Genomic DNA, 13180 nt, shown 5'->3' with positions numbered 1-13180 from the left:
ATGTCAGAAACTGTATCGCTCACCTTAAAACCCGGCTTTAAAAACACGTTATGCGGCCTAGATGGCAGCCGAAAAGCACTGCAGTTATTAGCGATTGCCGCCCAGTACAAGCAGCCGGTTTTGTTTATGGTAAACACCGTTGCCGAACTAAATGAACTGGAAGATGAGCTGCAGTTTCTGAATCAGCACAAAAAAGACATCCTTCGTTTTAGCGATTGGGAGACCTTGCCGTATGATGCATTTTCTCCTCATCAAGACATTGTTTCGCAACGCCTAGAAACGCTAGCGCGCTTGAGTGAAACCACCAACCCGGTTGTTCTCACTACTGTAGCATCCTGTTTGACGCGCCTCTGCCCGAAACAACATTTGCACGCGCAACGCTTCCACTTAAAAGCCGGACAGGAACTGCCCCTTGAGCAGCTATCAAGAAAACTCACCAACGCCGGTTATTTAAACGTCGACAATGTTCATGAACACGGTGAATACGCCATTCGCGGAGCCTTGATGGACGTGTATCCGATGGGCGCTGAAAACCCCATCCGTATTGACTGGTTTGACAATGAGGTCGACTCAATCCGCTGGTTTGACCCTGAAACTCAACGCAGTATAGACAAGGTCGACGAGATCAAAATGCTGCCGGCTAAGGAGTTTCCCACCACGCCCCAAGGTATACAGCAATTTCGACAGGCCTTTCGAGAGCGCTTCGAGACCAACCCGCTGAGCAGCCCCATTTACCAAGACATTTCCAGTGGCATTATTCCTGCTGGCATTGAATATTACTTGCCGCTGTTTTTTGAACACACCGCCAGCGTATTTGATTACTTACCCGACAATACATTGATTGTGCGGTCCGACACTTTCCACGAGCAACTGGCCAGCATTCAGCTCGACTATCGCAGCCGTCACGAATCTCTAAATTACAATATCGAACGCCCTGTGCTGCGCCCAGAAGAAATATGTCTAAAAGAAGACGAAATATTTGCACAGCTCAATTTATACACCAATGTGGTTTTTTCCGCCGAAGGTGAGCACCCTGTTTATTCCCCTTTGGATGTGGTGAAAATTGATTCCAAATCGCCCCAGCCATTAAGCAAATTAAAAGCCTTTTTAGATCAGACACACACGCGAGTCTTGATCGTTGCTGAATCTGCAGGGCGACGAGAAGCTTTACTTGACCTGTTAAAAAAGCATGGCATCAAACCCAAACAAGTTGACGATTGGAAAGCCTTTAGCAAGTCCACCAAGTCTCTGGCGATTACTGAAGGCAATATTGGTCGCGGCTTCACCATTAATGATGAACTGACACTGATCCCTGAAAGTGAAATATTGGGTGAACGTGTCTCACAACATCGCCGTCGCAACAAACAAAACAACATCAGCGAAGACGCCATCATTCGAAACTTAACCGAGTTAAGAATGAATGCTCCCGTGGTACACATCGATCATGGCGTTGGTCGCTATTTGGGCTTAACCAATCTACAGATCGACGGCCAAGAAACGGAACTGCTCACCTTGGGTTACGCCAACGACGCCAAACTTTATGTACCTGTTTCTTCTTTGCAATTAATTTCACGCTACACCGGCGCTGATGAAGACACAGCCCCCCTGCACAAATTGGGTACAGACAAATGGAGCGTCGCCAAACAAAAAGCCGCTGAAAAAGCCCGCGACACCGCCGCAGAATTGCTTGAAATCTATGCACAACGCGAATCTCGCGTAGGCTATGCCTTTGCCAAGCCTGACGATCAATACGAATTGTTCGCCGCCGGTTTTCCATTCGAAGAAACCCCAGACCAACAAATGGCCATTGATGCGGTCATGAAAGACATGTCTGCTAAGAAACCGATGGATCGCTTAGTTTGTGGTGATGTGGGCTTCGGCAAAACGGAAGTCGCCATGCGCGCCGCTTTCCTAGCCGTACAAGATGGCAAGCAAGTCGCCGTGTTGGTGCCAACCACTCTTTTGGCACAACAACATTATGAGAACTTTTGTGACCGCTTCGCCGACTGGCCTGTTGAAATAGAGCTACTATCACGATTCCGCTCGGGAAAGCAGTCCAATGCCGCCATCGACAGACTCCAAGAAGGAAAAGCAGACATTGTGGTCGGCACGCATAAGTTGATTCAAAGCGACATCAAATTTGCCAATCTTGGTTTGGTCATTATCGACGAAGAGCACCGCTTTGGGGTGAAACAAAAAGAGCAGTTCAAAGCATTGAGAGCTGAAGTTGACATATTGACACTCACCGCGACACCGATTCCACGAACCTTAAACATGTCTTTGTCGGGCATTCGTGATTTGTCGATTATAGCCACACCACCAGCGAAACGTTTGTCAGTCAAAACCTTTGTTAAACAAAAAGATGACCACCAGATCAAAGAGGCTATTCTGCGTGAATTACACCGTGGCGGTCAGGTTTACTTCTTACACAACGAAGTACAAACCATTCAAAAAACCGCGGAAGAATTGGAAGAATTGATCCCCGAAGCCCGTGTTATTGTCGGACATGGCCAGATGCGCGAGAGAGAATTGGAGCAGGTTATGTCCGATTTCTACCACAAACGTGCCAATGTATTAGTTTGCTCGACCATCATAGAAACCGGTATCGATATCCCTAACGCCAACACCATTATTATCGAACGCGCGGACAAATTTGGCTTGGCGCAGTTGCATCAGTTGCGTGGTCGCGTGGGTCGTTCTCACCATCAGGCCTATGCCTATTTGCTCACACCTAACGATCGCAAAGTAACCAGTGATGCCGAAAAACGCCTCGAAGCCATCACCCTTGCGGATACTCTCGGTGCAGGCTTCACTCTCGCCACACACGATTTGGAAATCCGTGGTACCGGGGAATTGCTAGGGGACGGTCAAAGTGGTCATATTGAGCACGTTGGATTTTCTTTATTCATGGACATGCTAGACAGAGCGGTAAAATCCTTGAAAAACGGCGAATCACCAGACGTTGACATCACTTCACCAGCGCAAACCGACGTGAATTTGCGCGTTCCCGCCTTGATTCCAGAGGACTACCTGGGCGACGTGCATTCTCGGCTGATCTTGTACAAACGCATCGCCAGCGCCAAAGTCAGCGGTGAGCTAAAAGATTTACAAGTAGAAATGATTGATCGATTTGGTTTATTGCCAGACGCGACAAAAAATTTGTTTCGCCAAACCGAATTGAAGCTGAAAGCAGAAAGCCTGGGCATTAATAAAATTGAAGCTAACGCGAAAGAAGGTAAGATCTTTTTTAACAGTAAGACTCCAGTTGACCCAATGAAGCTGATAAAACTGATTCAGACCAAGCCAAACAACTACAAACTAGTTGGCTCAGATACCTTGAAGTTCCTCGCCACAATGAACACGGCCGAAGAACGTTTTCAACAAACGACCCTAACTTTGGAATTATTACATTGAGAGCCTTTTTTGTTACCGCTCTACTTTCAGCCAGCGTCAGCACGTCTCTGCTGGCAGAGGAAAGTAACTTCAATCCCGATACCGCTCGAGCCTACGAGGGCTATCTGGTGACTTTTTTATGGCCTGAGGGTCAGACAAAAGAGCAAATTGATTACCAAAATGTCTACGTCACCGATCATTTATTACGCTTACCGACTACACAAACGGACGAGCAAACAAGCAACAACATAAAACCTGAGTCGACTCCTGCAAATTATGAAGACAATTCCCCCCTTGCCAAGGTCGAACAGCAACTTTCTCGTCGTGTCACCATGTTATCTCACCAAAAATGGACGCTGATTTTTAAAGATTCGGGCGACACTCTGCAAAGGACTTTTTACAGTGAGCAACAAAAAGACGGTTACCCTGAACTTACCGGTACTTTCAAGGTAACGTTAGGCCGTTATTTAGAATCTGACATTCGTTATCAGCATTATTTGTTTGACAGCTTTTCTCAACCAGTACCAGCTGTAACAAGCGACAATCCATTTGATGTCAGTGAATCCGATATTGTGTCAAAATTCAAAGCGTTTGAGCCAGGTTTGGTACTTAACTTACATCAAAGCAACAAAACAGCCAGCAAGAAAGTCAATTATTTAGACCACCCAACCATAGGCACTCTGCTGTACTTTGAACCGCTAGATTTGGAAGTCGCGATGGAAAGAATGGCATCAAAAGCCGTTGTACCAGAAACCGGTAACAGCCTAACTTACGATGCCCTGAACAGCACCAATGAGCTGGTAAATTAAATAACCACACGCTCATTGCCACCTAACGCCAGATATTCTTAAATGTTATCGGTTAGATTATTTTTAGCGGTATTTTGCGCTGCCATCAGTTTAACCCAATAATCCACCTTATCTAGATAAGCCTGATGCTCGCCACTAGGGATGGACTGCGTAGTAGGGATTTCAGCTGTCATCGGGTTAACTGGCCTACCATTGATGTGCAGTTCATAGTGTAAGTGAGGACCTGTACTGCGTCCCGTGTTTCCAGACAACGCCACCACTTGACCGCGTTTTACCCGTTGCCCTTTTTTGACCAAGGCTTTGCTTAAATGCAGATACCTTGATCCGTAAGGCCCAGTGTAATCAATCACTATGTACTTTCCTGCGTACTTGTGGGACGTCACCCGAGTGACCACACCATCCCCAGTCGCAAGCAATTCAGTGCCAATGGGCGTCGCTAAATCCACACCATTATGTGGTGATTTACGACCTGTAATAGGATGAAGTCGATTCGCATTAAACGGCGAACTGATCCGGAACTGTTTACGTGTTGGCCAACGCAAAAGCGCCGGCGTCAAACTGTTGCCATCACCATCATAAAAGCGTCCATCTGAGTGCAAAAACGCTCGATAAGTTTGGCCCCTTGCCGTCAACTGTAGTGCTTCAAGTTGGTTTTTGCCGACTTTTACCCCATCAACACTGCCTTTTTTTATCACCACGTTAAATGTATCACCCATTCTTAAATCTTTATGGAAATTCACTCGCCCTTTGAGAACATCATTGATCAGTAAAATCGTGGCATCTGTCAGGCCAATTTTTTTCGCCGAAAGGTAGAAGTTCCCTTCGATTTCACTGTGCAAAGCTTCGCTGGTGTAAGTGATGGGCTTGGTTGTTTCTTGATAGGTAAACCCACCATTCTCATGTCGTATATACGACACACTTTTGCTGGCGTCTAAAGACCGAGTTAATTCAAGCAAAGCGCCTTTATCATCTAACTTAAAATGATACTCGTCTTTTGGCATCAAAGGCTCGAGCACCAAGTATTCTTGGTCTGCTTCGAGCACGGCGTACATGGAGTCGATAGACAAGCCAAGCCCTGTAAAAATGCCGGCCAGAGTATCACCAGACTTCACCACATACTTAACCTCAGGTGGCGCAACGGGGGCTTTTTCGACCTCTTCAAGAGGGTCTGTCGTCACCAAGGAAACCGGAATCTCCTCTTCATTTACATCACTACTAACCGAATCTACTTCAAAAGCAGGTGCATCGAATACTTTCTTGCTTTCAATCAAAAGGGGGGTTTTGGTAACTACAGGGACTTGATAACTGTCCAAGGATTGTTTCGAAGAAACAAGCACATCATAGGCATACAAGCCGATAAGAAAAACGATAATAATACTGACAACAAGAAGCCGTGGACCGGCTAAGATCACACGTAAAAAACCGATAAAAGATGACATAAACAGACACTCATAAAACAATATTGGTTCAAAGAGACGCACTTTCAGATGGGAATACCGTCACCAGGTAGCGCTCAATACATGACAAAAACAGAACCATACCTTGTCGCATGTGCCTTTTCCTTGCCACCACAGAAAAGAAAATTTTCTTTTTCTGCTTGTTAAAGACGATGTTTTTGAACGATATTTTCACCCGTCAAAATATATAACGTCCTCTAAATTAGAACCAAAGAATACGGTATTTTGAGGGGCAAAGAAAGACAAAAGCATTGGACGACCTCGTGCGGTCTACGTAGTATTAAGATCATTTACTAACCTAGAATTCAACCTATGTGGCATTTACCTTTTTCCTTCTCCAGCCATGGCGCCTATGCATTCGATCGCATTGGGGGTGAACAAGGCTGCGCCGATCTGGTAGAAGAAACCCCGCTTGCTATCAGCATTAATGGTATTGCCCATGCGGTCATGATGGTAACGCCCTTACATCTAGAGGCGTTTGTATTAGGGTTCGCCCGCAGTGAGGGACTCATCACCCAGCTTGATAACGTGCGCGATATGGAAATAGAAGAAAGCTCCTCAGCAATGGGTGTTCAAAGTCTTGCCATTAACCTTGTAATCAGCCCACGACAATTTGCCCGATTCAAACAACGTAAGCATACTCATCTTGGTGCTAGCGGCTGTGGTTTATGCGGTGTTGAATCAATCGCCGCAGCCGTGCCAGAGCTTGAGCAGCTCGCACCATGTAGGCCGCTTCAAGACGCTCTGTTGACACAATTACGCAGGCAATTTCATCAACATCAAACCCTCGGCAATCAAACTGGAGCGGTTCATGGCGCTTTACTATTGTCCCCCGCAGGCGACGCCATCATCTGCATGGAAGACATCGGCCGACACAATGCTTTAGACAAGATACTTGGCTACGCCCTTCAACAAGGGATAAACTTACACAATCACAGTGTGCTGATGTCGAGCCGATGCAGCACAGAATTAGTGCAAAAAGCCGTTCGCGTGGGCTTATCAAGATTAATACATCTCGCTTCCCCCAGTACATTGGCGGTGAAACTTGCTCGACATTACGGACTTACCCTCATTCACTTACCCAAGCAAGATGCGCCTCGCGTGTTCGCGTCGTCGCAGCAATCAGAAGGCACAAATCATGAGTAAAAAGACGGATTTTTATACACCATATAAGGGCCCAGCCGGTGGTTGGGGTGCGCTGCAAAGCACCACATCTCACTGGTTAAAAAGCGACAACGCTGTACGCAACATCAACACCTTACTAAAAACTAACCAGCCCCATGGCTTTGACTGCCCAGGCTGTGCATGGGGTGAAAAGCACGACCCATCTAAAATTCGTTTCTGTGAAAACGGTGCCAAAGCGGTCAATTGGGAAGCCACCTCACGCAAAGTGGATGCCGCTTTCATGGCCGAACACAGCGTCTCTTGGCTAAACTCCCAAAGCGATTATTTCCTAGAATACCAAGGTCGTCTGACCGAACCGATGCGCTACAACAAAGACACAGATCATTATGAAGCCATTTCTTGGGAGCAAGCGTTTACGCAAATCGCCGATACCTTAAAAAGCCAATCTAGCCCTGACAACGTGGCTTTTTATACGTCTGGTCGTGCCAGTAACGAAGCGGCATTCTTGTATCAATTGTTTGCTCGCGCTTACGGTACAAATAACTTCCCAGACTGCTCCAACATGTGTCACGAAGCCAGTGGGTATGCATTAATCAGCAGTATTGGTATTGGCAAAGGCACAGTAGAAATAGACGATTTCGAACGCGCCGATGCGGTGTTTGTGTTTGGTCAAAACCCTGGCACGAATCACCCTCGGATGCTCGAAACGCTCAAAGAGGTCGTCCAAAGAGGCGGACAGATACTGACGTTTAATACCTTGAAAGAACGCGGGTTAGAGCGTTTTCAAAACCCTCAAAACCCGATCGAAATGCTGACTAACGGCTCTAAACCGACCAATACCGGTTATTACTGCCCGAAAATTGGCGGTGACATGGCCGTTGTTCGTGGCATGGTGAAAGTGCTTATCGACCTAGAAGAAAAAGCGCAACAGCAAGGCAAAGCCATCTTTGACCACGACTTTATCGAACAGCATACTCAGGGCCTTGATGACTACCTAGAAGAAGTAAAAAATACCCCTTGGGACGCCATTATTGAGCAATCTGGCTTGTCTATAGACGACATCGTTCACGCCGCCACTGTGTACGCCAAAGCAGACAGTGCAATCATCACGTGGGCAATGGGCATCACTCAACATCATCATTCAGTGCCGACCATTCATGAAATGGTCAACCTGCTGGCGTTGCGTGGCAACTTGGGTAAACCAGGTGCGGGAGCCTGCCCTGTTCGCGGTCACAGTAATGTACAAGGCGATCGCACCATGGGCATCAACGAGCACCCTTCTCAAGCCTTTTTGGACGCCTTAGGTAAACATTTCAACTTTGCTCCACCACAAGAACACGGTTTGGCGGTAGTTGATACCATTCGTGCCATGCGCGATGGTGAAATTGGCGTGTTTATTGGCCTAGGCGGTAATTTTGCCGCCGCTACTCCAGACACAGAGGCCACCGCGAAAGCACTGCAAAACTGCCAACTAACGGTGCAAATCAGCACCAAGCTCAACCGTTCACATTTGATCACCGGAACCGAGGCGTTGATTTTACCTTGCCTTGGTCGTACCGACATCGATCATCAAGCCAAGGGTCTGCAAAAAGTGACCGTGGAAGATTCATTCAGTATGATTCATGCCTCTGGCGGCGTGTTAGAGCCCTTAAGCAAACAACAAAAATCCGAGCCCGCTATCATTGCTGGCATGGCGGCGGCGACACTTGGTTCGTTTCCTATTGATTGGAATACTACCATTGAAGACTATGATCAAATTCGCGAGCACATTGCCGCTGTTGTTCCTGGGTTCGACGGCTTCAATGAACGGATTTTACAGGAAGGTGGGTTTTACTTAGGGAACAGCGCTCGTGAGCGTAATTGGAAAACGCCTTCAGGCAAAGCCATTTGTCACACCCATACGCTACCTGAATCCATCTTGCCAAAACGCGCTAGAGGCTTGCTCACTAATACCACTCTAATCATGCAAACATTACGCTCGCATGATCAATACAACACCACCATATATGGCATGAACGATCGCTATCGCGGTATTAAAGGCGAGCGTAAAGTGGTGTTTATCAACCCTGCCGACATTCAACGCCTCGGCTTTGAAGAAGGGCAAGCCGTGACACTTCGCTCTCTATGGGACGATGGCGTCACACGTCGAGTAAGTGGCTTTAAACTGGTGCCTTACAGCATTCCGGCTGGCAACATAGCGGCGTACTACCCAGAAACCAACCCCTTGGTGCCTTTAGATAGCTACGGTGAATTTAGCCATACCCCAACATCGAAAAGCATCGCGATTGAGCTAGAAGCCTACATAGAAAGTCCGCAAAACATTTCTCTGTCTGCCGTCTAACGCTGGATTTACGGTTTCTAAAAAACCGCCTTAAGCCGTGTCACCCATGTGTTTCACCATGGTCGACACGGCATCATCCAATTCTGCCTGCCAAGCCTCCTTGCCAATATCCTCCAAATGACGGCGAATGTTGTCTTGGTCTTGGCTCGCTTTCAATATCGCTTCCCACTCTGCCAACCTTTTCGCTAACCCCGACAAACCCAAGGTCAGCGACGCACCTTTCAAACTGTGTAAATGCTCTCGCACCAACAGATGATTGCCTTCGAGAATCGCCTGATGAATGCTCACGATCAACGCCGAAGACTCTTCTCTGTAGGCTTCTACTACGCTATGAAAAAGCTCAACACTGCCTCCAAAACGATCTAAAACATCTGAGACCGCTTCATATTCTTGATTCATACTTGTCACTTCTTGCTTCATGATGTTAACCGCTTTTTCAATCATCTGAGCTTTACGTTCGGTAGTTTCTGCCATTGGCTTAGGGTTGTCGTGCTGTAACACAGAGGTGTTTTGCGCAATACTCTGAATCATCTTCTCAATGTCTAAAGGCTTGCCAATATGATCGTTCATGCCCGCATCAAAGCACTGTTGACGGTCGGCTTGGGACACATTTGCCGTCATCGCGATAATCGGTAAAGAGCGGAATCGTTCAACACGACGAATTTGCCTTGTAGCTTCTAAACCGTCCATTCCTGGCATTTGCATATCCATCAACACCACATCAAAGTACCTATCATCATGATCTAATACCAGTGACACACCTTCTAAACCGCTGCTAGCGACACTGATTTCTGCTCCCTCAGCGGTTAACAATTCACTAGCAATTTGCTGATTAAAAGCATTGTCTTCAACCAATAAAATTCGTAAGCCCACCAAGCGAGCCTCATTAACTTCACGCTCTTCATTGTGATGAACATGGTCAGCAGCGACGATTGGCAAAGCGATGGTAAAATAAAAGCAGCTTCCTTTGTCTAGCTCACTCTTCACTTGTAACTTCCCGCCCATCAACTCGACAAAGCGACGGCTGATCACCAAACCAAGACCCGATCCGCCGAAGCGTCGTGCTGTTGAAGATTCGGCCTGAGAAAACACATCAAAAATACTGTCCAACTGCTCTTTAGCAATACCAATACCGGTGTCTTTCACCGCTATGAGCAAACAAACCACATCGTCTTCGAGCTTGGTTTGTTCGATGCTCAAAACCACCCGCCCTTGCAAGGTGAATTTCACCGCATTGCTCAACAGGTTTATCAGCACTTGCAGCAAACGTAACCGATCGCCAAGCAAATAGGGAGGGATGGTGCTGTCTATATCAAAATCCAATTCAATGTTTTTTTCTGTGGCGACACTGGACATCACCGCCGACAATTCAGACAACAGAGCCGCCAGCTCGAATGGGGCTTTTTCAAGTTGCATTTTTCCCGCATCGACCTTAGAAAAATCCAAAATATCGTTAATCAAACCCAGCAAAGACTGAGCCGACACATGGGCTTTGGTAATATAATCACGCTGCTGCGCCGTCAAAGGGGTGCGTTTAGCCAAGTGCAACATGCCTAAAATAGCACTCATTGGGGTGCGAATTTCGTGACTCATATTCGCTAAAAAGCTCGACTTAGCCGCGCTGGTAGCGTCAGCATCGTTTTTCGCTTTACGCAACCAATGCTCCAACTCCCGTTCTTGAGTAATGTCTCGGTTAATCCCCATCACTTTCGTTCGTTTACCGTCTTCACCTTCTTGCAAGGACGCACTGGCTTCAATGTGACGCGTTGAACCACCTGGCAATAAAATACGAAAAACAATATCAAAATTCTTCTCGCCCAAAACACAAGACTTCATAGCTGCACACGCTTTGTCTTTATCGTCTGGGTGAACACAGGTAAACCAGTCATCGTAGACAATACCTTCCTCTTTTTTCGATAACGGCACCTGATACAAGTCGTACATAAGGTCGTTCCACTCCAGCACGCTGGTTTCTATGTTATAACTCCAAATCCCCAAGCGCGCTACATTGGCCGCCATTAACAGCTGATCTCTAGCGTACGTAAGAGCCTGCTGAGTTTTTTTCTGCTCACTAATGCTCATCGCTATGCCAAGAAAGCCTGTCACCACTTGTTCGCTGTTCTTCATTGGGGTAACAGCTAACGACACCGGGCACGGATGTCCGAATTTATCTAAATAAGTCCATTCTTGGCTGTCAGAATCGTTTTGCAAAGCATTGAATACCAGCACGTTCATTGCGGTAGACACAACCTTGCCCGTCTCTTCGTAAATAGCCTTACGTCTGCGTTCGATTTCGGTATCGCAGTGGAACACCACTGGGCTCAGGTGGCCAACCACCTCGGCTGCGCTGTAACACAGCATTTTTTCAGCACCTCGATTAAAGAGCGTGATATTGCCATCTAGGTCTGTAGCAATAATCGAGACTTCAGACGACGCGTTTAACACTTCGCTCAACAAATAATTCAGCTCTCGCAATTCGGCGGTGCGCTCTTTAACTTGGTTCTCTAAGCTGGTGTTTAACTCTTGGATTTTGGCTTGAGCTTTTTTGTGCTCAGACATATCACGAATGCTTTGAGAGATACCCGTTATGGCATGATCGCCATCAAAGATAGGCGAAATCATCACAGACACGGGCACTTCCGTACCGTACTTGGTGACCCTTCGGGTTTCCACAGATAATGCCTGTTTCTTTTGTTTCACCACCTCAACCAGATCTTCACTTTCGGCTTTAAGTGAAATGGGTACTAACAGGTCCTGCACGGTATTTCCCAGTGCTTCTTCTGCAGTAAAACCAAACAAATGCTCCGCCCCCTTATTCCAGCTGTCAATTTGACCTTGCAAATTTTTACTGATAATAGCGTCGGCTGAACTCTCTACTACTGCCGTTATTTTAGATTGATAGCTGATCACTTCTCGATTACGGGCTATGCTAAGGCGCACAACAGCCACCAAAATCGCCGCTAATAAGTTGATAATTAAGCCTTGAATAAGAAATAAAACAGGATTGGGTAAGTGCAAATCCTTAACAAACGCCGGCGATACCACAAACTTACTCTGCCATTGCCGCCCAAAAACCCAAGCCGTTTGAGTATGTTCGTACTGAGGGTTGTAAAGTGAACCACTGTCATAAAACGAAATTTGCTCGTCCCGGTCAGTTATATCCTGTAGTGACACACGTACCTTTTTAACGTCAATAGCCAAACCGCTTAATACTTCTTCCATTAACAAAGGTGCATAACTCCAACCAAAGCCGGTTTTGATGCGTTCCGCTTGTGACGTCGGCGTACTGCCACCGGAATAGATTGGCATCAAGATCAAAAAAGACTGCTCCGGCTTGCCAGACGCTTGCACCAAGGTAATAGGCGCGGTTAATCGTACTTCACCGGTATATAAAGACGAAGTCGCTGCTTCACGACGGTTTTGTTCGGAGGCGATATCAAGTCCAATGGCTCCTGAATTACCCTGCATAGGCTCAAGATATTGAATGACATAGCGTTCAGTAAAGTTCGAGTACAGGGTTTTGATGGTGAAATTCGGCCAGCCGTCTTGTCTTGCCGCTGCAATAAAATTTGCTTCTTGAGCCACAGGCACACGGCGGATAAAGCCAAAACCTCTGGCGCCAGGAAATTCAACGTTGATATCACGGGTTAAACTGTATTTCTTAAAATCTTCTCGACGCAAGCTAGTCTCGCCAGCTGTGACCACTGCACCACGGGCTCCGCGCAAACCGTATTGATATAAACGAATTCGCGCAACAATTTCTTGAAAAACTTGATGAGAAGCCTCTTGTGCTTTTTCCTTAATCCGCGATTGGTTGGAATAATAAATTTGATAGGACACACCAAACGTTACTAACACGCCAAGTAATAGGGTCAACACCACCCAACGATTGAGTAGATACTCTGACATTTTCCAGTTCAAACATTGCCTCCTGGCAAATCTTGTTCGCATCTCAATAAATACAATTCACGCACATTCCACTTTTGCTCAGTGTATAAGAATTACTTCGACTCTTCTTAGTAAATATACCCAAAACAAGCAAAAACGCTTCTTTT

Annotated in this window: 6 protein-coding genes; 4 read left to right on the top strand and 2 right to left on the bottom strand. The window is 46.6% G+C overall.

Translation table 11 applies throughout. The features are described from left to right. Window positions 1–3414, top strand: a complete 3414-nt coding sequence (gene mfd / locus J9B83_RS09495) for a transcription-repair coupling factor (protein WP_211536521.1) — start codon at window positions 1–3, stop codon at window positions 3412–3414. Beyond that, the gene (locus J9B83_RS09490; RefSeq protein WP_211536520.1) at window positions 3411–4202 is read left to right on the top strand and encodes a CsiV family protein; all 792 of its coding nucleotides are present in this window, start codon (window positions 3411–3413) and stop codon (window positions 4200–4202) included. Before mfd ends, J9B83_RS09490 begins: the two co-directional genes overlap by 4 nt. A gap of 38 nt (window positions 4203–4240) precedes the next feature. On the opposite strand, the gene J9B83_RS09485 is transcribed toward J9B83_RS09490, so the two are convergent. After that, a complete protein-coding gene (locus tag J9B83_RS09485; protein WP_211536519.1) occupies window positions 4241–5641 on the bottom strand; it encodes a peptidoglycan DD-metalloendopeptidase family protein in 1401 nt (466 codons plus the stop codon). A 330-nt stretch (window positions 5642–5971) separates the two neighbouring features. Here J9B83_RS09485 and fdhD point away from each other — a divergent pair, with 330 nt between their 5' ends. Both fdhD and J9B83_RS09475 read left to right on the top strand, forming a co-directional pair. Continuing rightward, a complete protein-coding gene (gene fdhD, locus J9B83_RS09480; RefSeq protein WP_211536518.1) occupies window positions 5972–6805 on the top strand; it encodes a formate dehydrogenase accessory sulfurtransferase FdhD in 834 nt (277 codons plus the stop codon). Further along, a complete protein-coding gene (locus J9B83_RS09475; RefSeq protein WP_211536517.1) occupies window positions 6798–9125 on the top strand; it encodes an FdhF/YdeP family oxidoreductase in 2328 nt (775 codons plus the stop codon). The genes fdhD and J9B83_RS09475 overlap by 8 nt, the downstream gene beginning before the upstream one ends. A gap of 30 nt (window positions 9126–9155) precedes the next feature. Here the strand turns inward: J9B83_RS09475 and J9B83_RS09470 are convergent, their stop codons facing one another. Then, entirely contained in the window at window positions 9156–13046 is a 3891-nt protein-coding gene (locus tag J9B83_RS09470) for a CHASE domain-containing protein (RefSeq protein WP_211536516.1), read from the bottom strand. Window positions 13047–13180: the final 134 nt, after the last annotated feature.

Origin of the sequence: Marinomonas vulgaris (genome assembly GCF_018145875.1) — a bacterium.
GTDB classification, from domain to species: domain Bacteria; phylum Pseudomonadota; class Gammaproteobacteria; order Pseudomonadales; family Marinomonadaceae; genus Marinomonas; species Marinomonas vulgaris.
This window is presented reverse-complemented; position numbering and strand designations above follow the sequence as displayed.

Bases quoted from the DNA above. Each gene is read 5' to 3' on its own strand.
- mfd (WP_211536521.1), top strand. From the start codon at position 1: ATGTCAGAAACTGTATCGCTCACCTTAAAACCCGGCTTTAAAAACACG.
- J9B83_RS09485 (WP_211536519.1), bottom strand. From the start codon at position 5,641: ATGTCATCTTTTATCGGTTTTTTACGTGTGATCTTAGCCGGTCCACGG.
- fdhD (WP_211536518.1), top strand. From the start codon at position 5,972: ATGTGGCATTTACCTTTTTCCTTCTCCAGCCATGGCGCCTATGCATTC.
- J9B83_RS09475 (WP_211536517.1), top strand. From the start codon at position 6,798: ATGAGTAAAAAGACGGATTTTTATACACCATATAAGGGCCCAGCCGGT.